Source organism: Pseudomonas sp. DR 5-09 (genome assembly GCF_001655595.1).
GTDB lineage: Bacteria > Pseudomonadota > Gammaproteobacteria > Pseudomonadales > Pseudomonadaceae > Aquipseudomonas > Aquipseudomonas pharyngis.
Genome location: NZ_CP011566.1, coordinates 4,917,887 through 4,943,358 on the forward strand (window position 1 = coordinate 4,917,887; position 25,472 = coordinate 4,943,358).

Annotated in this window: 26 protein-coding genes and 1 pseudogene; 9 read left to right on the top strand and 18 right to left on the bottom strand. The window is 59.9% G+C overall.

Annotated features, from left to right (window positions below):
* Window positions 1-83: 83 nt before the first annotated feature.
* From PDR5_RS22070 to PDR5_RS22080, 3 genes are all read right to left on the bottom strand, one after another.
* Window positions 84-572 carry a GNAT family N-acetyltransferase gene (locus tag PDR5_RS22070; protein WP_007951113.1) on the bottom strand — a complete coding sequence of 163 codons (489 nt, stop codon included), beginning with the start codon at window positions 570-572 and terminating at the stop codon, window positions 84-86.
* A gap of 317 nt (window positions 573-889) precedes the next feature.
* Complete coding sequence (locus PDR5_RS22075) at window positions 890-1,384, bottom strand: GyrI-like domain-containing protein (RefSeq protein WP_064598873.1); 495 nt, start codon at window positions 1,382-1,384, stop codon at window positions 890-892.
* 68 nt (window positions 1,385-1,452) lie between these two features.
* Window positions 1,453-2,115: a LysE family translocator gene (locus PDR5_RS22080; RefSeq protein WP_064598875.1), complete on the bottom strand. Its 663-nt coding sequence runs from the start codon at window positions 2,113-2,115 to the stop codon at window positions 1,453-1,455.
* Between the two features lie 140 nt (window positions 2,116-2,255).
* Here PDR5_RS22080 and alaC point away from each other — a divergent pair, with 140 nt between their 5' ends.
* On the top strand, window positions 2,256-3,467 hold the full coding sequence (gene alaC / locus PDR5_RS22085; RefSeq protein WP_064598877.1) for an alanine transaminase: 1,212 nt from the start codon (window positions 2,256-2,258) through the stop codon (window positions 3,465-3,467).
* A gap of 95 nt (window positions 3,468-3,562) precedes the next feature.
* Here alaC and PDR5_RS22090 read toward each other — a convergent pair whose 3' ends face one another.
* The gene (locus PDR5_RS22090; protein ID WP_064598879.1) at window positions 3,563-4,915 is read right to left on the bottom strand and encodes a GntP family permease; all 1,353 of its coding nucleotides are present in this window, start codon (window positions 4,913-4,915) and stop codon (window positions 3,563-3,565) included.
* An 83-nt stretch (window positions 4,916-4,998) separates the two neighbouring features.
* On the bottom strand, window positions 4,999-5,532 hold the full coding sequence (locus tag PDR5_RS22095) for a gluconokinase (RefSeq protein ID WP_064598881.1): 534 nt from the start codon (window positions 5,530-5,532) through the stop codon (window positions 4,999-5,001).
* A gap of 216 nt (window positions 5,533-5,748) precedes the next feature.
* Between PDR5_RS22095 and PDR5_RS22100 the strand changes: the two genes are divergently transcribed.
* A complete protein-coding gene (locus PDR5_RS22100) occupies window positions 5,749-6,780 on the top strand; it encodes a LacI family DNA-binding transcriptional regulator (RefSeq protein ID WP_064598883.1) in 1,032 nt (343 codons plus the stop codon).
* Between the two features lies 1 nt (window position 6,781).
* On the opposite strand, the gene PDR5_RS22105 is transcribed toward PDR5_RS22100, so the two are convergent.
* Window positions 6,782-7,654 carry a LysR family transcriptional regulator gene (locus tag PDR5_RS22105; RefSeq protein WP_064598885.1) on the bottom strand — a complete coding sequence of 291 codons (873 nt, stop codon included), beginning with the start codon at window positions 7,652-7,654 and terminating at the stop codon, window positions 6,782-6,784.
* A gap of 121 nt (window positions 7,655-7,775) precedes the next feature.
* Here PDR5_RS22105 and PDR5_RS22110 point away from each other — a divergent pair, with 121 nt between their 5' ends.
* The 3 genes from PDR5_RS22110 to PDR5_RS22120 all read left to right on the top strand — a co-directional run bounded on the left by PDR5_RS22110 (window position 7,776) and on the right by PDR5_RS22120 (window position 10,483).
* Window positions 7,776-8,216 carry a PACE efflux transporter gene (locus PDR5_RS22110; protein WP_064598890.1) on the top strand — a complete coding sequence of 147 codons (441 nt, stop codon included), beginning with the start codon at window positions 7,776-7,778 and terminating at the stop codon, window positions 8,214-8,216.
* 125 nt (window positions 8,217-8,341) lie between these two features.
* Window positions 8,342-9,763: an MFS transporter gene (locus PDR5_RS22115; protein WP_064598892.1), complete on the top strand. Its 1,422-nt coding sequence runs from the start codon at window positions 8,342-8,344 to the stop codon at window positions 9,761-9,763.
* A gap of 153 nt (window positions 9,764-9,916) precedes the next feature.
* A complete protein-coding gene (locus tag PDR5_RS22120) occupies window positions 9,917-10,483 on the top strand; it encodes a hypothetical protein (protein ID WP_064598894.1) in 567 nt (188 codons plus the stop codon).
* Window positions 10,484-10,569: 86 nt separating this feature from the next.
* On the opposite strand, the gene PDR5_RS30565 is transcribed toward PDR5_RS22120, so the two are convergent.
* The 6 genes and pseudogenes from PDR5_RS30565 to PDR5_RS22145 form a co-directional block, all read right to left on the bottom strand.
* Window positions 10,570-11,109, bottom strand: coding sequence for a methyl-accepting chemotaxis protein (locus tag PDR5_RS30565; RefSeq protein ID WP_371320920.1), 540 nt, complete (start codon window positions 11,107-11,109; stop codon window positions 10,570-10,572).
* Between the two features lie 9 nt (window positions 11,110-11,118).
* Window positions 11,119-11,889 (bottom strand): annotated as a pseudogene (locus PDR5_RS30570) (PAS domain-containing protein); the annotation flags it as partial.
* 590 nt (window positions 11,890-12,479) lie between these two features.
* Window positions 12,480-13,493, bottom strand: coding sequence for an ABC transporter substrate-binding protein (locus PDR5_RS22130; protein WP_064598898.1), 1,014 nt, complete (start codon window positions 13,491-13,493; stop codon window positions 12,480-12,482).
* Entirely contained in the window at window positions 13,490-14,035 is a 546-nt protein-coding gene (locus PDR5_RS22135) for a sigma-70 family RNA polymerase sigma factor (protein ID WP_064598900.1), read from the bottom strand. The genes PDR5_RS22130 and PDR5_RS22135 overlap by 4 nt, the downstream gene beginning before the upstream one ends.
* Window positions 14,036-14,162: 127 nt before the next feature.
* On the bottom strand, window positions 14,163-14,954 hold the full coding sequence (locus PDR5_RS22140; RefSeq protein WP_064598903.1) for a phosphate/phosphite/phosphonate ABC transporter substrate-binding protein: 792 nt from the start codon (window positions 14,952-14,954) through the stop codon (window positions 14,163-14,165).
* Between the two features lie 7 nt (window positions 14,955-14,961).
* Window positions 14,962-15,903, bottom strand: a complete 942-nt coding sequence (locus tag PDR5_RS22145) for a fatty acid desaturase (RefSeq protein ID WP_064598905.1) — start codon at window positions 15,901-15,903, stop codon at window positions 14,962-14,964.
* 337 nt (window positions 15,904-16,240) lie between these two features.
* On the opposite strand from PDR5_RS22145, the gene PDR5_RS22150 reads away from it, so the two are divergent.
* Window positions 16,241-16,660 (top strand): GNAT family N-acetyltransferase, encoded by a 420-nt coding sequence (locus PDR5_RS22150; RefSeq protein WP_064598907.1) that lies wholly within the window; start codon window positions 16,241-16,243, stop codon window positions 16,658-16,660.
* On the opposite strand, the gene def is transcribed toward PDR5_RS22150, so the two are convergent.
* From def to PDR5_RS22165, 3 genes are all read right to left on the bottom strand, one after another.
* Complete coding sequence (gene def, locus PDR5_RS22155; protein ID WP_064598909.1) at window positions 16,661-17,200, bottom strand: peptide deformylase; 540 nt, start codon at window positions 17,198-17,200, stop codon at window positions 16,661-16,663.
* A 2-nt stretch (window positions 17,201-17,202) separates the two neighbouring features.
* The gene (locus PDR5_RS22160) at window positions 17,203-18,153 is read right to left on the bottom strand and encodes a YihY/virulence factor BrkB family protein (RefSeq protein ID WP_039766115.1); all 951 of its coding nucleotides are present in this window, start codon (window positions 18,151-18,153) and stop codon (window positions 17,203-17,205) included.
* 177 nt (window positions 18,154-18,330) lie between these two features.
* A complete protein-coding gene (locus tag PDR5_RS22165) occupies window positions 18,331-18,522 on the bottom strand; it encodes a CsbD family protein (protein ID WP_064598911.1) in 192 nt (63 codons plus the stop codon).
* Window positions 18,523-18,719: 197 nt separating this feature from the next.
* Between PDR5_RS22165 and PDR5_RS22170 the strand changes: the two genes are divergently transcribed.
* Entirely contained in the window at window positions 18,720-19,097 is a 378-nt protein-coding gene (locus PDR5_RS22170) for a hypothetical protein (protein WP_007951149.1), read from the top strand.
* A 237-nt stretch (window positions 19,098-19,334) separates the two neighbouring features.
* Here PDR5_RS22170 and fadD1 read toward each other — a convergent pair whose 3' ends face one another.
* Together fadD1 and fadD2 are read right to left on the bottom strand one after the other, a co-directional pair.
* Window positions 19,335-21,032, bottom strand: a complete 1,698-nt coding sequence (gene fadD1 / locus PDR5_RS22175; RefSeq protein WP_064598913.1) for a long-chain-fatty-acid--CoA ligase FadD1 — start codon at window positions 21,030-21,032, stop codon at window positions 19,335-19,337.
* Window positions 21,033-21,378: 346 nt separating this feature from the next.
* Complete coding sequence (gene fadD2, locus PDR5_RS22180) at window positions 21,379-23,067, bottom strand: long-chain-fatty-acid--CoA ligase FadD2 (RefSeq protein ID WP_064598915.1); 1,689 nt, start codon at window positions 23,065-23,067, stop codon at window positions 21,379-21,381.
* 248 nt (window positions 23,068-23,315) lie between these two features.
* Between fadD2 and PDR5_RS22185 the strand changes: the two genes are divergently transcribed.
* Together PDR5_RS22185 and PDR5_RS22190 are read left to right on the top strand one after the other, a co-directional pair.
* Entirely contained in the window at window positions 23,316-24,260 is a 945-nt protein-coding gene (locus tag PDR5_RS22185; RefSeq protein WP_064598917.1) for an alpha/beta hydrolase, read from the top strand.
* Window positions 24,261-24,302: 42 nt separating this feature from the next.
* Entirely contained in the window at window positions 24,303-24,773 is a 471-nt protein-coding gene (locus PDR5_RS22190; protein WP_003227420.1) for a MaoC family dehydratase, read from the top strand.
* 69 nt (window positions 24,774-24,842) lie between these two features.
* Here the strand turns inward: PDR5_RS22190 and PDR5_RS22195 are convergent, their stop codons facing one another.
* Entirely contained in the window at window positions 24,843-25,310 is a 468-nt protein-coding gene (locus PDR5_RS22195) for a ferritin-like domain-containing protein (protein WP_064598919.1), read from the bottom strand.
* Window positions 25,311-25,472 lie beyond the last annotated feature (162 nt).

Sequence of the window (25,472 nt, forward strand, 5' to 3'; positions counted from 1 at the left end):
ATCAGTGGTGCGGCAGGAACGCGGAGCGTCCCGGGCTGCATTCCCACGCAGAGCGTGGGAACGATCAGGTCAGGGGTTCTTCTTCAGAGGGTCAGGATCATCTCGTGCCACGCCATTCCACCGTGGTCGGATTCGGACGGTTTGATGTAGGCAAAACCGAATCCGGCGTACAGCGGTATATGCCGTTCCTTGCACATCAGGTGAATCGTCGCCTTGCCCTGCTCGCGCATGCGTTCGATGAATTCACCCAGCAGACGCTTGGCCAGGCCCAGGCCCTGATAATCCGGGTGCACCACCACCGACATGATCACCACGTTCGGCCCCGCCGGGTCGTGGCCGATCAGTTCCTTGAACGCCTCGTCGGACATCTGCACGTCAAACGCCGCGCCGGAGTTGATGAACCCGGCTACCTGCCCGTCCACCTCGGCGACGATGAAACCGTCCGGCCAGGTGGCGATGCGCGTGGCGATCTTTTCGCGGGTCGCGGCTTCGTCGCCCTCGTAGGCGAGGGTTTCGATGGCGTAGCAGCGATCCAGGTCGGCGGCGGTGACGTGGCGGATGACGGTGTTCATGGCGGCTCGAAATCAGTGGAAACAAGGCCGCCAAGGATAAAGGAATAAGGTGTTCATATCGATCCGCGCAGGGGGCGTAAAGCCTGCGTATAAGCGCTTTTCTTCGGATTCGGGACGGTCTATTTCTGGTGCCTGTCTCTGATCACCCGAGGGGGGAACCGTTTATGAGCAGCGTGGAAATCGGTTTGTTGATGGTGTTGGGCATCAGCTTCTTCGGCTTCATTACCCTGGGCATCGACCTATTGCGGGCACGACGGATCAAGGGCAAGTAAGGCTCGACCGGCAGCGCGAAGCGGGTTCGCGCTGCCGGTTGCCGATCAGGTTTTCTTTTCCACCGGGACGCAGATTTCCAGCTTGCCGGTATTGAGCTTCGGGTTGAAATCGGCGCTGTAGCGTTCCAGCTCCGGGGCGTTGAGCCCTTTGTATTCGGATGCCGGCAGCCAGGTTTTGTAGATGTAATCAATGGTCTGCGGCAACTGATCCAGCGAACCCTTGTGTTCGAACACCGCGTACTGGCGCGGGAGGATTTCGATCCACGGATATTTTTCCTGCGGGAAATCGTCCAGCTTCCTGATCTCGACCCCGGCCATGTAATCGAAACCGCCGTTGCCGTCGAAATTGCTGCAGACACCGTAGGTCACTTCGCCCTTCTGCCCCGGAATATGTCCGATGTGCGGGATCAGTTTTTCCCACAGCGCAGGGATGTCCTGAACGGTCTCTTTGGTGAAGCGATCGCGAAAACCTGCAATCAGCAGGAAGTGTCCATGTTCGAAGCGAGGTTCAGCCACTTCGACGCGTTTTTGCTCATCCATGACTCGACTCCTTGAACGAAAAAAGTGGGTTCGGCTGGGAGTATAGAAGCCAAACCCGATTCGCACATTTACAGCGTATGCAGGGCCTCGGCGGCCCCGGAGCCGACAAACTCGTTATAACCGGATACGATCACGTAGACCGCGAAATAGCAGAAGATCGCGGCAGATGCCATGTACGAATAGCGCAGCAGTTTGTCGCCCAGCAACTTGCCGCCATGGCTCGCGGCGAAACACAGTCCCGCCGACCACAGCAGCCCGGCGCACAGGAAACCACCGAGAAACAGCGCAGAGCTGAGTGGACCGCCGCCACCGGAACGGGCGATCAACGTACCGCCCACCGCCGCGAACCAGAGGATGGCGCTCGGCGACGACATGGCGAGAAAAATCCCACGGAAGAACTCCTTGCGATGGGAGTTCTGGCCGACCTCGGCGGTCGCCGCCAATTGCGCCTCGTGGTGGATCGCCGAATAGATCATCTTCGCCGCGAAGTAGATCAAGAGCGCCGAACCACCGATCCACAGCACCCAGCGCACGGTTTCGTATTGCAGCAGAACGGTCATTCCGGCCAGCGCCAGCACCGCGTAGACCAGGTCACCGACGCAGGTGCCGAGGCCCAGTGCGAAGCCTTGAAAATAGCCGCGCTGCATCGCCAGCGTGATCATCGCGATGTTGGCCACGCCGATATCCAGGCACAGCGAAAGGCTCAGCAAGAAGCCGCTGGTAAATTCCATCAACCGGTTTTCCTTGAGAAAAATTTGTTTACAAAGGCTCTGGACAGTATGCCATCGCTGACCTTATCGTCCGCCACAGGTCACCGCAGTGACCAGCGTCGCTCGGACGGTTCCGGGCGCTTACGTTATCCGAGGCAACAATGGCTGAACAAGGTTCGCCGCGCCGCTTTGCGCGCATTGATCGACTCCCCCCTTACGTTTTCAACATCACTGCCGAGCTGAAGATGGCCGCCCGACGTCGTGGCGAAGACATCATCGACTTGAGCATGGGCAACCCCGACGGCGCCACGCCGCCGCACATCGTTGAAAAACTGGTGCAGGTTGCGCAACGCGAAGACACCCACGGTTACTCCACGTCCAAGGGCATTCCGCGCCTGCGCCGGGCGATTTCCAACTGGTACAAGGAGCGCTACGCGGTCGAGATCGACCCGGAAAGCGAAGCCATCGTCACCATCGGTTCCAAGGAAGGCCTGGCGCACCTGATGCTGGCGACCCTCGACCAGGGCGACACCGTGCTGGTGCCAAATCCGAGCTACCCGATTCACATCTACGGTGCCGTGATTGCCGGCGCCCAGGTGCGGTCGGTGCCGCTGGTGCCGGGCGTGGACTTCTTCGCCGAGCTGGAGCGGGCGATTCGCGGCTCGATCCCGAAACCGAAGATGATGATCCTCGGCTTCCCGTCGAACCCGACCGCGCAGTGCGTGGAGCTGGACTTCTTCGAACGGGTGATCGCCCTCGCCAAACAGTACGACGTGCTGGTGGTGCACGACCTGGCCTACGCCGACATCGTCTACGACGGCTGGAAAGCCCCGTCGATCATGCAGGTGCCGGGCGCCAAGGACATTGCGGTGGAGTTTTTCACCCTGTCCAAGAGCTACAACATGGCGGGCTGGCGTATCGGCTTCATGGTCGGCAACCCGGAGCTGGTCAGCGCCCTGGCGCGGATCAAGAGCTACCACGACTACGGCACCTTCACCCCGCTGCAGGTGGCCGCGATTGCTGCGCTGGAAGGTGATCAGCAATGCGTGCGCGATATCGCCGAGCAATATCGCCAGCGCCGCAATGTGCTGGTCAAAGGCCTGCATGAACTGGGCTGGATGGTCGAGAACCCGAAAGCTTCGATGTACGTCTGGGCGAAGATTCCCGAAGCCTACGCGCACCTCGGTTCGCTGGAGTTCGCCAAGAAGCTGCTGGCCGAGGCCAAGGTCTGCGTCTCGCCGGGTGTCGGTTTTGGTGAGTACGGCGACGATCACGTGCGCTTCGCATTGATCGAAAACCAGGACCGGATTCGCCAGGCGGTACGCGGGATTCGCGGGATGTTCCGGGCGGATGGTCTGGTGACCAAATCCTGAGGTGATGATCGTTCCCACGCTCTGCTTGGGAACGATCAATCCACCAAGCACAAAAAAACCGCATCGCTGCGGTTTTTTTGTGTCTTGCGTTCGGGTTAAACGAACAGCGACAACAACAGAATAAAGCCCAGACCCACCACGGACAGGATGGTTTCCATCGCTGTCCAGGTCTTGAAGGTCTCGGCCACGGTCATGTTGAAGTACTGCTTCACCAGCCAGAAACCGGCGTCGTTGACGTGGGACAGGATCAGCGAACCGGCACCGGTGGCCAGCACAAGCAGCTCACGGTTCACGCCAGGGATCATCCCGACCACCGGCACCACGATGCCCGCGCCAGTGATGGTCGCCACGGTGGCCGAACCGGTCGCGATGCGGATCACCGCGGCCACCAGCCACGCCAGCAGGATCGGCGAGATCTGCGCGCTGACCGCCATGTGGCCGATCACGTCGCCCACGCCGCTGGTCACCAGCATCTGCTTGAAGCCACCACCGGCACCGATGATCAGGATGATCGCGGCAGTCGGCGCCAGGCTCGCGTCGAGCCATTTGAGCATCTGCTGAGAACCGATGCCCTGCTTGTAGCCGAAGGTGTACAGCGACAGCAGCAATGCCAGCAGCAGCGCCGAGATCGGGTGACCGATCATGTCCATCCAGGTGCGGAAGAAATGACCGTCCGGCAGCGCCACGTCAGCGAAGGTTTTCAGCAGCATCAGGAACACCGGCAGCAGCACGGTGACCAGGGTGATGCTGAAGCTCGGCAGATTGGCCGAATCGTTTTCACGCGCCAGTTGATCGACCAGTTCCTGGTTCGGATGACCCGGAATGTGCTTGGCGATGAACGTACCGAAGATCGGACCGGCGATGATGGCGGTCGGCAGTGCGACGATCAGACCGTAAAGAATGGTCTTGCCGATGTCGGCACCGAACACGCCGATGGCCAGCAGCGGGCCCGGGTGCGGCGGCACCAGACCGTGCACGGCGGACAGGCCGGCGAGCAGCGGGATACCGATCTTGATGATCGACACACCGGTGCGGCGAGCCACGATGAACACCAGCGGAATCAGCAGCACGAAGCCGATTTCGAAGAACAGCGGAATGCCCACCAGGAACGCGGCGAACATCATCGCCCACTGAACCTTGTCCTTGCCGAAGGCGCGGATCAGGGTCTGGGCGATCTGATCGGCACCGCCGGATTCGGCCATCATCTTGCCGAGCATCGTACCCAGCGCGAGGATGATGCCGACGAAACCGAGCACGCCACCGAAGCCGTCCTGGAACGCCTTGATGATGGTGCCGATCGGCATGCCGGAGGTCAGGCCGAGGAACGCGGCGGCGATGGTCAGGGCAATGAAGGGGTGAATCTTGAATTTGGTGATCAGGACGATGAGTCCGATCACCGTAACCACTGCATCGAGCAGCAGGTAGGCGTCATGGGACATGCCAAACATGAGGGGGTGTCTCCTGGTTTGTTGTTGTTATTAAAGCGGGTTAATCAGAAGTCGCATGGACAGCGCTATCTTCGCAATCACACTCATACCGCCTGTTTCAGGCCATGGGCCTGCCACCAGACGTGGGCTTGCGATGCGAGCTCTTCAACGCTGTGGATCGAAGCATTCAGGGCCAGGGTCAACGGCTCGCCCTTGGGCGATTCGAGGGTGGCGAACTGGCTTTCGATCAAGGTGGCCGGCATGAAGTGGCCCGGACGGTGGGACACACGTTCAGCGGCGACTTCAGGCGTCAATTCGAGGAACACGAAACCCAGGCCCGGCAAGGCGCTGCGCAGCACTTCGCGATAACTGTGTTTGAGGGCCGAGCAAGTCAGCACCGGGCGTTCGCCCAGGGCGTCGACGCGGCGCAGTTCGTCGCACAGGCTGTCGAGCCAGCCGGCACGGTCTTCGTCGTTCAGGGGGATCCCCGCGCTCATCTTTTCGATGTTCGCGGCCGGATGGAAAGTATCGCCTTCAATGGCAGTGGCGCCGCTCAATTGGCACAGGGCCTCGCTGACGCACGTCTTGCCGCAACCGGCAACGCCCATGATGACCAGGGCGGTGATGGGATGATTCATGTAACACCTCAGCGCGCAGACAGCGCTACCTTTGCTAGCTATGACTCTAGTGCACAGGCAGAAGTTGCCGACGCCTTCTTGTCGTTTTTTTGGGTTGCAGCAGGTTTTGTCCGTACGCCAAAAAGCGAGGATCAGGCAGGACCTCGCTTACGCATTTGCAGCTGCATAAGGACAGCGCTACCTTAGTGCCTTGATTTTTGTTTGGCAAGCCGCCCGATGACCACCCCTAAAAACGATAAAAACACCCGCACCACCGGCCGTCCCACCCTTAATGAAGTCGCCCGTCTGGCTGGCGTCAGTCCGATTACCGCCTCCCGCGCCCTGCGTGGGGTCAGCACGGTTGCCACCGAACTGGTGGAAAAAGTCCAGAAAGCCGCGCTGGAACTCAACTATGTGGTCAACCCCGCCGCCCGCGCCCTGGCCTCGGCCCAAAGCCATTCGGTGGTGGTTCTGGTGCCTTCGCTGTCCAACCTTTTATTCATCGACACCCTGGAAGCCATTCATCGGGTACTGACGCCCAAAGGCTTCGAAGTGCTGATCGGCAACTTCCACTATTCGCGCGATGAAGAAGAAAACCTGCTGCGCAACTACATGGCCTATCAGCCACGCGGTTTGCTGCTGACCGGTTTCGACCGCACCGAAAGTTCGCGGCGGATGATCGAGGCCAGCAACATTCCCTGCGTGTACATGATGGAACTGGACAGCGCCGCCGGGGTGAACTGCGTCGGCTTCTCGCAGCTCAGCGCCGGCGAAACGGCTGCCGAACATTTGCTGTCCCGTGGCCGCAAGCGCCTGGCGTACATCGGTGCGCAGCTCGATCAGCGCACCCTGCTGCGCGGTGAAGGCTTTCGCAAAGCGCTACAGAAGGCCGGTCGCTACGATCCGGATCTGGAAGTGCTGACCCCGCGTTCATCGTCCGTAGGTCTGGGTGGCGAGTTGTTCCTGCAATTGCTGGCGGCGCATCCGGATGTCGATGCGATCTTCTTCGGCAATGACGACCTCGCTCAGGGCGCATTGCTTGAAGCGCTGCGCAACCGGATCAAGATCCCCGAGCAAGTGGCGATCCTCGGCTTCAACGACCTGCCGATGTCGGAACACATGGTGCCGCGCCTGAGCAGCATCAACACGCCCCGAGAAGCGATCGGCAAGCGTGCAGCGGAACAGATGCTGACGCTGATGGCCGGCAACAGCGTGGCGCGGCCGGTGGAGGACATGGGCTTCGAACTGAAGATTCGCGAGAGCACCTGACTCAACCGCCCAGCAACTCCACCAGAGCCAGCGCGCCCTTCTGCAGCGGCTGGCTCTTGAGCCATACCGCATGCACCGGCAGCACCAGGCCGTTTTCGATGTTGCGGAAATTCAGTCGTTTCAGCCGTCCGCTATCGAGCCACGGCTGCACCACAGACAGCGGAAAATTGCCCCAGCCCAACCCTGCCTCGACCATCTCCAGCGCCGTTTCCAGGTTGTCGGTGCGCCAGTGGGATTCGGCCACCAGCGGCCGGGTTTCGCTGATCGGCAAATCACGACTGCCGACGACGATCTGCCGCACATGCACCAGATCCTCGAGAAACAGATCCTGACCCTGCAACAGCGGGCTATCCGCCGCCAGCGTGGCGATCATTCGCTCACTGCCGACGAACTGAAACCGTTCCAGCACATTCACGCTCAACCCGGCGAACGCCAGGCACACGCTGACCCGGCCACTGTGAAGCATTGCCAGCACATCATCCTGCGGCGCAGTCAGCACTTCGATGTCGAGCAGCGGATGGCGCTCGCTGAGGTCCTTGATCGCCGACAGCAACCGTCGGCGATCGATATCCGCCGCCACGCCGATCGACAACTTGCTCTCCAGCCCCAGCGACAACTGCACCGCGTGTACCTGCAATTGCTTGAGCTGATCGGCGATCAGCCGCGCATGGGGTACCAGCGACAGCGCCATCGCAGTGGGTTGCGGTTCGCGATGGCTGCGATCAAACAGCGAGTAACCGAGTTCGGCCTCCAGATTGCCGATGGCCATGCTCACCGCCGACGGGACTTTGCCCAATGCCCTGGCCGCGGCGGAAAACGAGCCGCGCTCGATCACGGCAAGAAACAGCTCGATGCTTTCACTGTTGAAATTCACGTCTCACACCTGTCAATAAAACTGAAAGCTACTGACTTTTTCTGTCACCTCTATTGAAGCTATCTTTCGTCGCCTTCGCCAGTCCCACTGGCCACAAGTCGCAAGAAAGAGGCAATTCCCCATGCAAGGCGTCAAACGCAAACTGGTCTACGTGTCGCTCTATGAAGTGATCGGCATGACCTTCTCGGCCCTCGGTCTGGCCTTGTTGTCCGGCACTTCGCCCGGCAGCACCGGCCCGCTGGCGGTGATCATCACCACCATCGCCGTGACCTGGAACTTCATCTACACCTCGCTGTTCGAGCGCTGGGAAAGCCGCCAAGTGTCGCGAACCCGCACGGTGAAACGGCGCATTGCCCACGCCGTCGGCTTCCAACTGACGCTGATCGTGTTCCTGATTCCACTGATCGCCTGGTGGATGAACATCAGTCTGGTGCAGGCCTTTTTGCTGGACCTGGCGCTGATCGTGTTCATCCCTTGCTACACCTTCGCGTTCAACTGGCTGTTCGATAAGGTGTTCGGCCTTCCGGCCTCGGCATTGCCGGATCCGCAGCCCGCGACATAAATCGTTAATTGGTAAGCGGATATTGCAAGAAATCGGCGGTTTTACTGCGCCAACCGCCGATATAAACAATCCTTGATTTCCGATAGCAGGCTAAGCTTTTCCATCAATAAAAAATGGATCAGCCCATGACTGCAAACGCCCCCGCCGCGCAATGCGACGGCATCGACCCGATACGCGCCGCCGAGATCTCCGCCCGCATCGACCGCCTCCCGGCAGTCGCCACCCTCTGGCGGCTGGTGGCGCTGCTGTCGATCGGTGGTTTTTTCGAACTCTACGACCTGTTCCAGACCGCCTACATCAGCCCCGGCCTGATCCGCGATGGCATCTTCGCCACCGGCAATCAGGGCGTGTTCGGTTTCTCCGATCAGGCTGCGTTCGCCTCAGCGACGTTCCTCGGTTTGTTTCTCGGCGCCAGTCTGCTGAGCCCGATGGCCGATCGGTTCGGTCGGCGGGCGATCTTCACCTTCGCGCTGGTCTGGTACACCGTGGCCACGGTACTGATGGGCGTGCAGAGTTCGGCGTTGGGGATCATCTGCATGCGTTTTCTGGTGGGCATCGGCCTCGGCATCGAACTGGTGACCATCGACGCCTACCTCTCGGAACTGGTGCCCAAGCGCATGCGCAGTTCGGCGTTTGCCTTCGCATTTTTCGTGCAGTTCCTGTCGGTGCCGGCAGTGGCGTTGATGTCCTGGTGGCTGGTGCCGCAAGCGCCGTTCGGGGTGTCCGGCTGGCGTTGGGTGGTGTTGGCGAGCGCGGTGTTTGCACTGTTCATCTGGTGGCTGCGCAAACGTCTGCCGGAGTCGCCGCGCTGGCTGGCGCAGCATGGCCGCTTCGATGAGGCGAACCGGATTCTCGATAACATCGAGGCGCGCTGCGAGAAGGATCACCGCAAGCCATTGGATGCACCGGAAGCGGTAGCCGTCGATGTCGAAGGCAAGGGCCGTTTCGCCGATATCTGGCAACCGCCCTATCGCCGCCGCGCGTTGATGCTGATCGTCTTTCACATTTTCCAGGCGATCGGTTTCTTCGGCTTCGGCAACTGGCTGCCGGCGTTGCTTTCCGGTCAGGGCGTCAGCGTCACTCACAGCTTGATGTACGCGTTCATCATCACCCTCGCCTACCCCCTCGGCCCGCTGCTGTTCGTCAAATTCGCCAACCGTTTCGAGAACAAGTGGCAGATCGTCGGCTCGGCCCTGGGCGCCATGACTTTCGGCACCCTGTTCGCGTTGCAGACCAGCGCCTTCGGCCTGATCTTCTGCGGTGTGATGATCACCTTCTGCAACGCCTGGCTGAGCTTCAGTTATCACTCCTATCAGAGCGAGCTGTTCCCCACCAACATCCGCGCCCGGGCGGTGGGCTTCTGTTACTCGTTCAGTCGCTTGTCGACGGTGTTCAGCAGCCTGTTGATCGGTCTGTTCCTCGACCACTTCGGCACACCGGGCGTGTTGGCGTTCATCGTCGCCAGCATGTTGATCGTGATGCTGACCATCGGCTATTTCGGCCCCCGCACCCGCAACCTGGCGCTGGAAAACATTGCCCATCGCTGACGGACAACGGTCATCCCCTGCCGCCCACCGGCAAGGGATGACCGCTTTACCTGTTCACGAAAAACCACAAGCCATTGATAAATATGAATTTATTCAACAGGCACGGTAATTGCTGCCTAGGGCTGACAGTCATTACCTACAGGTTCATTCATCATGTTGGTCAGTGCAAAACAACAACAAATCATTCATCTACCCAAGCAGCTGAATGACGATGCAACCGCCACCGCCGCAGCCGGACTGCAAGGCGGCCTGCACGGCGCGATGCTGCAAACCCTGCAAAACCAGGCCCAGGCGCAAACCGCCGAAGCCACCGCCAAGGTGCAGGAATCGGCCACGCAACTGGCGACCCAGCAAGTCAGCGAAGCCACGCGCATCAGCGACAACGTCGACGAAGCGTTCGCCAAGACCCGTGTCGCTCTGCAAACCTCCGATACTTCGCAGACCAAATCCACGGGCTCATCGGCTATGGATGAGTTCAAGGACTACATGAGCAAAACGCCGGAACAGCGTCTGCGCGACAGCATCCTCCAGGAAATGGGCCTGACCGAGGACGACATCAAAGCCATGCCGCCGGAGAAACAACTGGCCATCGGCAAAGAAATCGCCGAGCGACTGCAGGACAAGATGAAGCTGGCCGAAGCCGAGAAGCAGAACAAGCAAGACGCCAACTCGGCGAAGATCAGCGACGAGTCGGCTGACAAGTTCCTCGCTTCGCTCTGACTGCTGCCGGTTGAATCGGATTAAACACTGACACCTGTGGGAGCGGGCTTGCCCGCTCCCACAGGTTTTTCGGATGTTGCGATCAGTCAGTTCAACTGCAACGTCTCGTTGAACTGGCTGATCGCATCCACCACATGCCGCGAGCCCTGCTGAATCTCGCGGATCGCATCCCCCGCCTCGTTCGCCAGTTCCACCCCGAGCCCGGTGCGACTCAGGCTCGACTGCATGCTCGACACCGCGCTCAATGACAACTCATGGTTCTTGCGCACCACATCGACGATCTCCAGGGTCGCCTGACTGGTCCGTGCCGCGAGGCTGCGCACTTCGTCTGCCACCACCGCAAAACCACGCCCGTGTTCCCCCGCCCGCGCCGCCTCGATGGCCGCGTTGAGCGCCAGCAGGTTGGTCTGGTCGGCAATTCCGCGAATGGTCTGAACGATGGTGCCGATGATGTCCGACTGTTTGCTGACCGCATCGATGCTCAGCGCCGCCTCGTTGAGGTCGCGGGAAATGTCCTGAATGATCTGCACCGTTTGCTGCACGACCTGTGAGCCTTTTTGCGCACAGGCGTCGTTTTGTACCGAGGTGCTGTGGGCCGATTCCGCAGCAGTCTGCAAGGTGGTCATCTGGTGGGTGATGTCGCTGGCGAACTTCACCACTTTGTACAACCGACCCTTGGCGTCGAACAGCGGGTTGTAAGAAGCTTCGAGGTAAACGGTCTGCCCGGACTTGTTCTTGCGCTCGAAGCGGTGCGAGTGATATTCGCCGCGATTGAGCGAGGCCCAGAACGCCTTGTACTGCGCGGACTCGGCTTCGACCCGATGACAGAACAGACTGTGGTGATGGCCGACGATTTCGTTGAGCGAGTACTGCATGGTTTTGAGAAAGTTGTCGTTGGCCGTGATCACATTGCCTTCCGGGGTGAACTCGATCACCGCCATAGAGCGACCGATGGCGGCCAGCATGCTCTCCTCTTCCTTCTCCTTGTTCACTCGCGCGGTGATATCCGCCGCCACTTTGATCACACTTCGGACCTGTTTGTCCGGGCCATACACCGGCATGTAACTGGCTTCGAGCCAGATCTCCCGACCGCTTTTGTTCAAACGCAGGAAAGTGCCGCTGATGGGTTCGCCCCGGGCCAGGTCACGCCACAATTTGGCGTATTCCTCGCTGCGGTAAAACTCCTCTTCACAAAAGATCCGGTGGTGTTTGCCACGCACTTCATCGGCGCTGTAGCCCATGGTCTTGCAGAAGTTGTCATTGGCATCCAGAACGATGCCCTCGGGGGTGAATTCGATCATTGCCATCGAACGGCTGATCGCCGCCAGCTTGGCGTTGGCTTCGGTCAGGGCACAGCTGAAACGTTCGATTTCCTGCAGATCAGCCTTGTGATGTAGGTTGAACATGTCTCTATCACCTTCCGCGCGTTCTTTTGATTTGATGAAAGTTCAGGTCTTTCAGAATCCACCACTACGTTCCACAGAACAGGCACACGCCTTCCTCCACGGGAGGAAGTTGTCAGGTGATAAACGATGATTAATCAAAGAGTCCATGCAGCGACGCTCTAATCAAGACATCCTTTTCTTGATAGCCCGCAGGCGGGCCATTCCTAACATGCAGAAGAACTTCCATTTAAAAAAAAGCTCCTTGTCGGTCAAGTGTCGGTGCCTTGGATTGCGCACTCTGGCAGCTTTGTTCACGGCTAACCGATTGCCGCCGGAGCGCTTTGAATGGCGGTCGACATAGTTAGTTATGAATGAGCATAGACAGCGCAAGGCCTTGCGCAAGGCCACTAGTCGGCCAGTAATGCGGGAGTTCGGACAGGAAGCGGACGAGAAACGGTTCAGCGCAAAAACGTTTTTGCCGGTCGGACGCCATCGCGGGCAAGCCGCGCTCCCACAGGTACCACGCTGGCTTTAACATTGCGCACAACCCTGTGGGAGCGGGCTTGCCCGCGATGGCGTCGGTGCAGCACTACAGAAATATCAGAAAAGAACTACAGACTCCCACTCACCTTGTTCGCCACATCACCCGGCACCCAAGGCTTCCACACTTGCGGTTGATCGCGCAGGAACGCCTCGGCCACCTGCCGTGGCTGCTGGCGCTTTTCGCTCATCCCGGCCAGAGTCTGGTTCAGCAGATCGATCGGCAAGTCGACCTTTTCAAAGAACGTCACCAGTTCCGGGTACTGCGCCTTGAACGGCGCCGACACGCCAATCGCCAGGCTCGCCGGCATCGAACGGGTGCCTCTCGGATTGGGGTTGTTGGCATCGGCCAGGGTTTTCCAGGCTTCGGCGTCGAACGGTGGCTCTTCCAGCTTCACCAGTTTGAAGCGACCGAGCAGCGGCGTCGGCGACCAGTAGTAGAACAGCACCGGTTTGCCCCGCTTGATCGACGACGCCACCTCGGCATCCAGCGCCGCGCCGGAGCCGGTGCGGAAGTTGACGTAACTGTCGTTCAACGCATACGCCTTGAGTTTCTGGCTGTTGACGATTTCAGAAGTCCAGCCGGTCGGGCTGTTGAGGAAGCGCCCGCGGCTCGGGTCTTCCGGGTCCTTGAACACATCCTTGTAGCGCGGCAGATCGGCCACGGATTTCAGTTCCGGCGCCAGCGGTTTGATCCCGCGCTCCGGGTCGCCCTTGATCACGTATTCCGGCACCCACCAGCCTTCGGTGGCGCCCTTCACCGTGTCGCCGAGGCCAAACACCTTGCCCTCGGCGGCAGCCTTGACCCACGCGGGACTACGCCCTGCCCACTCTTCGCCGATCACTTGAATGTCGTTTTTCGCCAGCGCCGCCTCCAGGCTGACGGTGCTGCCCGGCAGGGTGTCGGTCGGGTAGCCGTAGCCTTTCTCGACGATCAGGCGCAGCACTTCGGTGATGAAACTGCCGCTTTCCCAGGTGATGTCACCGAAGTGGATCGGCGCGGTTTTTTCCGCTGCCACGGCGTGGCCGGCGGTCAGGGTCAGGGCCAGCAGCGAACTGCCGAGCAGGGTTTTGAGCGATCTCATGCGGACCTCTTGTTCTGGGAGGAAATCAGGGTTTGGTTGGCGCTGTGGCGGTTGCACAAGGCCTGGGAGCGGGTCATGTACAGGCTCACCGAACGTTGGGAGATACCCAGTTCGGCGGCGATTTGCGGGTAGGTCAGGCCGTCGATTCGCGCCAGCAGGAAGGTCGAACGCACCTTGCCCGGCAGGCGCTGGAGCGTCCGGTCCAGGTGCTTGAGGCTCTGCGACAGGTCGGCGAGTTCTTCGGGAGACGGCGGGTGATCGAAGTCACCCTGATGAAGCTGGTGCAAATGCCGACGCTCCAGATCACGCCGCCGCCAGCGCTCGTACAGCAGGCGTTGGGCGATGGTGGTGAGCAAGGCGCGGGGTTCACGGATGGCGGTCAGGCCCGGCGCTTCGAGCAGTTGCGCGAAGGTTTCGGCGGCGATGTCTTCGGCGGTGGCCGCATCATTCGATTGCCGACGCAGACGTGTGCACAACCACTGGTAATGGTCGCCAAACAACGTGTGCACATGATTGCGATGGGATAAGTCGGCGCCGGACATGGGGGCTCCTTGGTCAAGGGTCGCTGAATGTCCGGTCGTCCGGTGGCGCGATCCTAGCAAGGCGCCTTATGCGTTAAAAATACTTAAAAAGAATTTTTATATTCCATTAGTGAATTACAAGAGACTGCTAGCGCAAGCGGCCATAACCCAGCTCTTCGACCTCGCGCTGATAATCCAGCAGGACGAGGTAATCACTTTCACTGGCGGGCAGGACTTCGGGCAAACCGAGGATGCGGGCCACATCGGGCAGGTCTTGAAGGCTGCGATTCATCGCCCGGCGCAGGTGTTCAATCTGTTCGTCCGTCGTGCTGGCAGCGGTGATGAAGGGCAAGGTCGGGCTGAACGCACTGCGTGCCACCACCCGCAAGCCGCTGACCTCTGCAGCGGCGTATTGCGCCAGATACGCAAAGGTCACGCTGTCGATGGCCGCCAGATCGGCGCGGTCTTCGCGCAACCAGCGCAGGCTTTCGCGATGCCCGCCACTGATGCCCACAGAGGCGAAAAACTGACCGTCCCGATGCAGCGGCGCCAGACGCTGACGCAACAGGTTCATGCCGCTGTTGGAGTCCTCGCTGTTGATCACCCCGCGACTGTCGAAGAACTCCGCCAGATTGCGGCGCGGATCCTCGGCGCGGGCGAGGATCAGGCTGCAATGGTTGCCGGCGCTGGCGTCGGGCAATTCGTAACGCGGACGACCGACAATCTTTACCTGCCCACGCAGCGCGGTCATCAGCGGATAGCCGCAGGTCTGGGTCAGCAACAAATCAGGCGAGCGCCAAAGTTCAAGCAACGACAAGCCGTCGGCATCGAGCCGCGAACGGCCCAGGTGTTCGAGAATCCGCGCCAGCCACTGCTCGTTCGCCGCGCGAATCGGCTCGGGTGCGATGTACATCAATAGTTCTGCGTAACCTGACGTCATGCTGGCCTCAAATAAAAGGATGCTGCGGGCTGTCGATCGGCTTGATGCCGTGCCGGCGCCACAATTGCCCATATCCTTGCACCAGAAAACCGCCACTGCGCGCCACCCACTGTTCCCGGCGCATGCGGTAGGCCTCGGGCAAGTCGTACCACGAAAGCTTCGGCAAGTCGTGATGCACCAGATGGAAATTCAGGTTCAGGAACAGCCAGCGCCACGGCCATCCGGCTTCGTTGAGCACCGTGCGCTGCTCCGGTTGCGTGTGCGGTCGGTGTTCATAGTAGGAGCGAACCATCGCGATCGACAGCGCCGGGACGCTGATCAAAAACAGGTAATGCCACACCGGCAACACGCTGTAGCGGGCGATGAAAAAAAGCATCAGCACGGTCAGGGCGCCGTGGGTCAACCACATCAGCCAGGCCTGGCGCTCGCCGCTTTTCAGACGTTGCAGTTCTTGACCGGCCAGCGCCAGCAACGCCAGCGGTGCGCCAAGAATGAATCGGCCCAATACGGTTTTGTTCAGCCAGTGCAGGCTGCGTTCGAACAACGAACGGCCCTGCCAGCGCTCGGCACTCAAGTAACGGCTTTCGGGATCGACGCCGGGAATCGTCAGGTGTTCGTCGCGATGGTGCTGCAAATGGCTGTCGCGATACAGCGTGTAGGGATACCACACCGCAAACGGCGCATAGCCGAGGATTTTGTTGACGAAGGTCCAGCGCGTCGGATGACCGTGAAGCAATTCGTGCTGCACCGACAGCCACAGCACCAGTAACGGAATCAGCAGCAGCGTGCTCCACCAGACGCCGAGCCATTCGCTGCCCAGCACAATCGCGAACCAGCCACCATATACGCCAATCAGCAGCAGCCAGGTCGGCCACTCGGTGCGGGCGGTGAAGCGCTGGCGCAGGGTTTCGATCTGTAGGCGATGGGCATCGTCGAAATAGTGGGGCATGGCGTGGCTCGGAACGAGGGTCTGATCGTTCTGTGCAACACCAACGGGAAATCTTGCAGATTATTTTTGCGGGCTGTTTTCAAGGGCAAGACAGGAGCCCGGATCCGGGCTCCCGAACGGCGTGATCAATGGCCAAAGATGTCGACTTTTTTCGCCCTCTTCTCGTGGCGTTTTTCGATGGCGGTCTTGGCCGGTTTCTTCTTCGCGGCTTTCTTCGAATCCATACCTTTGGACATGATGCGTACTCCACTCAGAGGGGATGTGAGATCAGGTATACACCTATCCCGGCGGGCACGTTGTTTTATAATCCGCAGCTTTTGCACCGGCAGTCCGATTCATGACCGACATCCGTTACAGCCAGCTCGACGACCTGTCCTGGCCTCTGATGAACAAGTTCTACCGCCAGCATCAATCGTCGATGAAAGCCGTGCGCGAGGCGCAATTGTGGGTGGCGCGGCGGGAGGAAATCGTGGCGGCGCTGTGCCTGCGGCCGGTGTTCGGCGGGCATTGGCTGACCGGACTGTTTGTTGATCCGGCCTGCCGCGAGCAAGGCATTGCCGCGCAGCTGATTGCCGAAGCGGTGAAGGACGTCGAGGGGCCGGTTTGGCTGTTCTGCCACCCGGACTTGCGCGGATTCTACGAGCGGCGCGGCTTCACTTTCGATCCTGCCCTGCCCCAGGCCATGGCCGAGCGCTTGAGTCGTTATGCGCGGAGCAAGCCGATGATTGCCATGGAACTGGCACCGCGCGCGGGCTAGTCAGTCGTCAGCGTTGGGATCGAGATCCGGAAACATCACTTCGGTAAAACCGAACTTGCTGAAATCGGTAATGCGCGACGGGTACAGGCGCCCGATCAGGTGATCGCATTCATGCTGTACCACCCGCGCATGGAACCCTGAGGCCACCCGCGAGATCGGCTCACCCTTGGGGTCGACGCCTTCGTAACGGATCCGCTGGTATCGATCCACCGCGCCCCGCAGGCCCGGCACCGACAGGCAGCCTTCGAACCCCTCTTCCATCAGCGGACTGAGCGGCGTGATCAGCGGGTTGATCAGGATCGTCTGGGGCACCGCTTCGGCGTCCGGATAACGCTCGCTGTGCTCGAAACCGAAGATCACCAGTTGCAGATCGACACCGATCTGCGGCGCGGCGAGACCGACGCCGCCGACGCTTTCCATGGTCTGGAACATGTCGTCGATCAATTGCCACAGCTCGGGACTGTCGAGCATTTCGGCGGGCACCGGCGGCGCGATGCGCAGCAGGCGTTCGTCGCCCATCTTCAGGATTTCACGGATCATGATCAGGCTTCGTCAGTGTTCGGCTTGAGCGAGTGATCGCGCCCGAGGCCGGAAACGTGTTGTTTGGGATGTTCATCGAGTTCGCCGGGGACTTTCTCGCCCGAATCCTTGCCCTCGCTGGACATGTGTTCGATCACCGCATTCATCTCTGCACCGAGCAACAACACGGCGGCGGAAATGTAGAAATACAGCAACAGCACGATGATCGCACCGATGCTGCCATACATGGCGTTGTAGTTGGCGAACGTCTTGACGTAGAACGCGAAGCCCAGGGACGCGATGATCCACACCACCACCGCCAGCACCGAGCCGGGGGTGATGAAACGGAATTCCTGTTTGACGTCGGGCATCACGTAGTAGATCAGCGCCACGGCCACCATCATCAGGATCACGATCACCGGCCAGCGGGCGATGGTCCACAGGGTGACGATGACTTCTTCGAGCCCGACCTGCGCGGCGATCCAGCCCATCACCTGCGGGCCGAGCACCATCAGCGCTGCGGCCACCAGCAACATGCCGGCGATGCCGACGGTGTAGATGATCGACAGCGGAAACCGCTTCCACAGGGGCCGGCCCTCGACCACGTCGTAGGCGGCGTTCATCGCACTCATCATCAGGCGCACGCCGGCAGACGCGGTGTACAGGGCGATGACGATACCCACCGAAAGCAGGCCGCCCTTGGATTGCTGCAGTTGATCGATCACCGGGTTGACCTGCTCCAGCGCCTGGGGCGGCAACACCAGCTCCGATTGCAGGCGCAGCCAGGAGAAGAAGTCCGGCAGGTGCAGGAAACCGATCAGGGCAATCAGAAACAGAATGAACGGGAACAGCGAGAACAGCATCTGGTAGGCCAGTGCCGAGGCATAGGTCGACATCTCGTCGTCGACGAATTCGGTGACCGTGCGCACCATCACCCGGTGCAGGGGCAGACCTTTCATGTCGGGGAAAATCATTCGCGTCTCCTTTCGCCGCAAAACAGGTTGAAGTCGTGGCGACTCAGGGGCCGTTTTTCTCTCATCAAAGTAGCTTACTTGGCGACTTTGAAACACTGTGTTCCTTGACCGCATGTGAGCGGGATACGAAAACGGCCATCCTTGGATGGCCGCTTCGCTGTTTCGTTCAAGGCCTGATCAGGCCTTGTCGACGCCTTTCTTGACCGCATCCTTGGCTTTGCCCACCGCTTGCTGGGCCTCGCCTTTCTTCTCTTGCACTTTGCCTTCGGCCTGCAGTTTGGTGTTATCGGTGGCTTTACCGACACCTTGCTTGACGTTGCCGACCGCTTCGTTGGCCATGCCTTTCACTTTATCGCTCGTGCTACCCATGGTGATTCTCCTTGGAACATTAACGGGGAAAGTCAGTACGTAATGATTGACTGACCCGGTTTGCGCCAAGTTTCATTTATTTTCAGGGCTTCATTTCGTCGCGGTGTGCAGGTTGGGCTTTATGTTTACGAGCGTACCCCCGAGAATGCCCATCAAAAGGGCGCCAGGCGCCACAGAACCGACCCCGCAGGAATGTTATGAAACTCGATAAAAAGCAGGCCATCGCCCGTCGCAACCAGGAATTGGGCGGTGCCGTGCTCGGCACCAACAACTGCCACTTCGCCGAACTGAACCGTAACCGCAACATCTGGTGGTTCGACCTGCCGGTGTCGCGCCTGGCGATCGGTCAGTACGAGTGGATCCACCTGTTGATGCACACCCCGGCCACCGACGAACTGCTGCACCTGAAAGTGCCGACCGTGTTCCTGCGCGAGAAACTCGAAGGCCTGGTGATCCGCAACGAAGGCAAACGCAAGGCTGCCCTGAGCCTGGAACTGAGCGCCGACAAGGACTCGTACCTGCAGGACATGCGCCCGGCGGGGACCAACGTGAACTTTGCGCCGTTCCGCCAGTAAGATTTCGGGGGCCCCTCCCCCCTCACCCTAGCCCTCTCCCAGAGGGAGAGGGGACCGACCGAGGTGATTGGACAAGGTACGTCGACCTGAGATATCGAGCCGAACTCGGGTTTTGAACAGCCCCCCGATCGGCTCCCTCTCCCTCGGGAGAGGGCTGGGGTGAGGGGCAGGTTCACCGCATAATCCAGGCCCTGCTCTGCACCAACAGAAAGCCCCGCATCTGCGGGGCTTTCTGTTTTATGCGGCGCTCTTCGCCTTGATCTTCTTCAGCTCTTCGTCGCGCAACTCGCGACGCAGGATTTTGCCGACGTTGGTGGTCGGCAACGCATCGCGGAACTCCACGGAACGCGGCACCTTGTAGCCGGTGACGTTGGCGCGCATGTGCTCCATCACCTGTTCCTTGGTCAGGGTGACACCCGGTTTGGCGACGATGAAGATCTTGATCGCCTCGCCGGATTTTTCGTCCGGAACGCCGATGGCTGCGCACTGCAACACGCCCGGCAGGGCCGCCAGCACGTCTTCCAGTTCGTTCGGATACACGTTGAAACCGGACACCAGAATCATGTCTTTCTTGCGATCGACGATGCGCATGTAGCCGTCCGGCTGGATCAGCGCGATGTCGCCGGTCTTCAGCCAGCCTTCGCTGTCGAGCATTTCATCGGTGGCTTCCTGACGCTGCCAGTAGCCTTTCATCACTTGCGGGCCCTTTACGCACAGCTCGCCGATTTCGCCCAGCGGCTGCTCGACACCGGCGTCGTCAATGACTTTGCACAGGGTCGACGGCACCGGAATGCCGATGGTGCCGATCTGGATGTTCTGGATCGGGTTGACCGTGGCCACCGGGCTGGTTTCGGTCATGCCGTAACCTTCGCAGATCGGGCAACCGGTGACCGCTTTCCAGCGCTCGGCTGCGGCCAGTTGCAGGGCCATGCCGCCGGACAGGGTGACTTTCAGCGCCGAGAAATCCAGCTTGCGGAAACCTTCGTTGTTGCACAGGGCCACGAACAGCGTGTTGAGGCCGACGAAGCCGCTGAACTTCCACTTCGAGAGTTCCTTGACCATCGCCGGCAGGTCGCGCGGGTTGCTGATCAGGATGTTGTGGTTGCCGATCAGCATCATCGCCATGCAATGAAAGGTGAACGCATAGATGTGGTACAGCGGCAGTGGCGTGATCAGGATCTCGCAACCTTCATTGAGGTTGGAACCCATCAGCGCCTTGCACTGCAGCATGTTGGCGACGAGGTTGCGATGGGTGAGCATCGCGCCCTTGGCCACGCCGGTGGTGCCGCCGGTGTATTGCAGCACTGCGACATCGCCGCTGTCCGGGTTGGCTTCTGCCACCGGCTGGCCCTGGCCCTTGCTCAGCACGTCGTTGAACTTGACGGCTTTTGGCAGGTGATAGGCTGGAACCATTTTCTTCACGTACTTGATGACGCTGTTGATCAGCAGGCGCTTGATCGGCGGCAGCAGGTCGGCGACTTCGGTGACGATGACGTGTTTGACGCCGGTTTTCGGCACCACGGCTTCGGCCAGGTGCGCCATGTTCGCCAGGCACACCAGCGCCTTGGCACCGGAGTCGTTGAATTGGTGTTCCATTTCCCGCGCGGTGTACAGCGGGTTGGTGTTGACCACGATCAGCCCGGCGCGGATGGCGCCGAAGACGGCGACCGGGTACTGCAACACGTTGGGCAGTTGCACGGCGATTCGATCACCGGGCTGCAAATCGGTATGCTGTTGCAGATAAGCGGCAAACGCACCGGACAATTCGTACAGTTCACCGTAGGTGATGGTCTTGCCCAGGTTGCTGAACGCCGGTTTGTCGGCGAAGCGTTGGCAGGATTGCTTCAACACTGCCTGAATATTCGGGTACTCGTCTGGATTGATGTCGGCAGCAATTCCAGCGGGGTACTTATCCTTCCAAAAGTCTTCGATCATGGAAGCCCACTCCTCAGCAACGCGAATTCAGCACCGCATTTGATGCGATTATTATTGGTGTTTGTTTATTGGTGAGTCTGGCTTTTTACAAGGCCGAGAAGTCACAAAGCGCGCCGAGAGTAGCAGCTTTGCCAAGGGTCGACTAGAGCCAAAAGCGGCCCCTACAGTCATTTTCATGACTCAAGAACTACTGGGAGTCATTTTAGAGCAAAAATCCTATAACACCTTGAAAGTCCCGGTTTTCAGGGGCTTGAACCAAAAAAATCGCGAGCGGGCTCGCTTCCACAGGTTCACTGATGATCCTGTGGGAGCGAGCCCGCTCGCGATAGAGTGAAGCGCAATTCTTTTATGCGATATCGCGTAACTCTCTGCGCAGAATTTTCCCGACAGGCGTCATCGGCAACGACTCACGCAGCACGATGTGTTTTGGCACCTTGTAAGCGGTGAAATTTTCTTTGCAGTAGGCCTTCAGCTCTTCCAGGCTGACTCCGGTTTCCCGCGCCACCACAAACAGCTTCACCGCCTCGCCGGAACGCTCGTCCGGCACGCCGATCACTGCGCAGTTGGCGACTTTCGGGTGGGCCATCACCACGTCTTCGATTTCGTTCGGATACACGTTGAAACCGGAGACGATGATCATGTCTTTCTTGCGGTCGACGATGCGCACGAAACCGTCCGGGTCGATGACTGCAATGTCGCCGGACTTGAACCAGCCCTCGGCATCCAGCACTTCGGCGGTGGCCTCGGGCTTGTTCCAGTAGCCCTTCATGATCTGCGGGCCCTTGATGCACAACTCGCCGCGCTCGCCCAGGGGCTGCTCGACGCCGTCGTCGTTGATGATCTTCAACAAGGTGCCCGGCACCGGCAGGCCGACCGTGCCGATCCGCGACAGCTCGCCGTACGGGTTGGTGCAGGCCACCGGCGAGGTTTCGGTCAGGCCATAACCTTCGGTAATCCGGCAACCGGTGATCTGCTCCCAACGCTCGGCGGTGGCCTTGACCAGCGCGGTGCCGCCGGAGTTGGTGAGCTTGAGGGTGGAGAAATCCAGGGTCTTGAAGTCCGGATGATCCATCAGCGCGACAAACAGCGTGTTGAGCCCCAGCAGCGCCGAGAACTTCCAGTTCTTCAGCTCCTTGATGAAGCCGCCGATGTCACGCGGGTTGGTGATCAGTACGTTGTGGTTGCCCGACACCATCATGCACATGCAATTCGCGGTGAAGGCATAGATGTGGTACAGCGGCAGCGGCGCAATCATCACCTCCTGCCCTTCGCGCAACAGCGGCTGGCCGTCGCTGCCGAACTGACCAAGGCAGGCGCGCACCTGCTGCATGTTCGCCACCAGATTGCCGTGGGTGAGCATCGCGCCCTTGGCCAGGCCGGTGGTGCCGCCGGTGTATTGCAGGACGGCGATGTCATCCAGGCCGGCCTTCAACGGCTTGATGCCCAGGCCCCGACCCATGCGCAACGCGCTCTTGAAGGAAATCGCCTGGGGCAGCGAATACGCCGGCACCATCTTCTTCACTTTGCTGACCACAGTGTTGACCAGCCAGCCCTTGGCGGTGGGCATCAGGTCGCCCATCTTCGCTTCGATCAGATACTGGATGTCGGTGTCCGGCAGCACTTCCTGGACTTTCTGGCCGAACAGGTTCAGGTACACCAGCGCCCGGGCGCCGGAGTCCTTGAACTGGTGGCGCATTTCCCGCGCGGTGTACAGCGGGTTGGTGTTGACCACGATCAGCCCGGCACGCAAGGCGCCGAACACGGCAATCGGATAATGCAGGACGTTGGGCATCTGCACCGCGATGCGATCCCCCGGCGCCAGATCGGTGTGGGCTTGCAGATAACCGGCGAACGCGGCGCTCTGGCGCTCCAGCTCGGCGTAGGTCAGGGTCACGCCCATGTTGCTGAACGCCGGGCGATCAGCGAATTTCTTGCAGGAACGCTCGAACACCTCGATCACCGACTTGAACTCACCCGCGTCGATGTCCAGGGGTACGCCCGCCGGGCGTTTGTCATTCCAGAAATCAGGTTGCATTGTTCTTGTCCTCTTTACCTGAGCCGATCCGGGGCCGCTTCGCTGTCATTTCTTTCGGTCCCTGAAAAAGCCGAGAGCAAAAAGCGGGGCTTCACGGACACTAGCAGCTATGGTCAATCAGGCAAATATGGGTAAGGTCGTCATTGATCGTGTGAATCTTCCTGCCGTGGCGTGAGCTGATCGGACGCGCTATACAATGCAACCTCTGCAAGACGCTTCAGCAAAAACAGGCCGCAAAAGGAATCGCCATGATCCACGACACCTTCTGGCTGGACGCGAGTGACCGCAGCCGCCTCTTCGTCAACCTGTGGCTGCCGAACGCGCCGCTGAAAGCGTTGATTCTGCTGGCCCACGGCATGGCGGAACACAGCGCCCGCTACGCTCGGCTGGCAGAGGCGTTCTGCGCCGAAGGCTACGGTGTGTACGCACCCGATCAGCGCGGCCATGGCAAAACGGCCGATCATGGGACGCTCGGACACTTCGCTGACGACGACGGCTGGTGCAAGGTGGTTGGAGATCTCGCGAGCCTCAACCAGTTCCTCGGCCAGCGTCATCCAGGGGTTCCGATCGTGCTGCTCGGGCACAGCATGGGCAGTTACATTGCCCAGGCTTATCTGCTGCATCACAGCGCCAGCCTGCATGGCGCGATTCTCAGCGGCTCGAATTTCCAGCCGGTTGCGCTGTACCGCGCGGCCCGGCAGATCGCCCGGTTTGAAAAGCTGCGCCAGGGCGCCAAGGGTCGCAGCGCGCTGATCGAATGGCTGTCGTTCGGCTCGTTCAACAATAAATTCAAACCGGCGCGCACCGCGTTTGACTGGCTGAGTCGCGACCCGGCCGAGGTCGACAAGTACGCCACCGACCCGCTGTGCGGCTTTCGCTGCACCAATCAGTTGTGGATCGACCTGCTCGGCGGGTTGCAGCAAATCAGCAAAGCGTCCAATCTCGCCCAGATTGATCCGGGCCTGCCGCTGCTGGTGATTGGCGGCGAATGTGATCCGGTGAGCGAAGGCAAGCGTCTGACTGATCTGGCCAACGCCTTGCGCGCGGCCGGCAGCCAGAACCTGCAACTCAAGATCTACCCACAGGCGCGGCACGAATTGTTCAACGAGAGCAACCGCGACGAAGTGACCGCCGATGTGCTGGCCTGGATCGACCAGGCCTTGAGCCATCGCCGGCCGCACCGCAGCGAATAATTTTTTGTGGATTCATTTAATCCGTCACAGGAATTCAGACCCATGACCCAGGTTACCAACATCCCTTACGAAGCCCTCGAAGTGGGCCAGACCGCGAGCTACAGCAAGACTGTCGAGGAACGCGACATTCAGCTGTTCGCCGCGATGTCCGGTGACCACAACCCGGTGCACCTGGACGCCGAGTTCGCCGCCGCCAGCATGTTCAAGGAACGCATCGCCCACGGCATGTTCAGCGGTGCGCTGATCAGTGCAGCCGTGGCTTGCGAGCTGCCTGGACCGGGCACCATTTATATTGGCCAGCAGATGAGCTTCCAGAAGCCGGTGAAGATCGGCGACACCCTGACAGTACGTCTGGAGATTCTGGAGAAACTGCCGAAATTCCGCGTGCGTATTGCCACGCGCGTATTCAACCAGCGCGATGAGCTGGTGGTGGATGGCGAAGCCGAGATCCTAGCCCCGCGTAAACAGCAAACCGTTACCCTGCCGACCTTGCCGGCCATCAGCATCGGCTGATGGTCCCCCGGTTAAATCCGGACACAAAAAACGCCAGACCAGCTGGCGTTTTTTGTGGGCTTCGAACGCTTACGAGCGTGCGCGAGCCTGGTTACGCAGCGCCTTCACCTGATCGTGATTGCGTTGCACGCCGTGGTACTGGCGCTCCACCAGGTCACGGATGCCGACCAGGTTGTGCTTGTTGATCTTCTCGATCGCTTCACGATAAGCCTTCAGGGCGTGGTCTTCACCGCGCTCGGCTTCGTTGAGCACAGCCTCTTCGTCCTTGCCGGTGAACATCGCTTTGACGTCGACCCAGCGACGGTGCAGATCACCGCTGACGCTGGTCGAGGTTTCCGGATCGCCGCCCATCGAACGCACGGCCGCCTGCAACTCGGCCGCCGCCGTGGCGCAATCGGCAGAGCGCTGGGTGAACAGCGCTTTCAGTTCTGGGTGCTTGATGTCTTCAGCGCAGGTCTTGAAGCCTTCCTGACCGTCCTTGCTGGTTTCGATCAGGTCGTTGAGGACGGAGATGGCTTCTTTATTCATGTCAGTCATTTTTCAATTCCTTGCGTGGTGAAAGATGCAAGGAGTGTTGCAGTGGTCGTGCCAGCTTTTCGAAAAGAAATTAATCGTTAATTTTCAATGACTTAAAAATAAAACGAAAATCTGTATGCCTGTTATTTGCATGATCTGTCATTTGGCCTGCATGCAGAATGC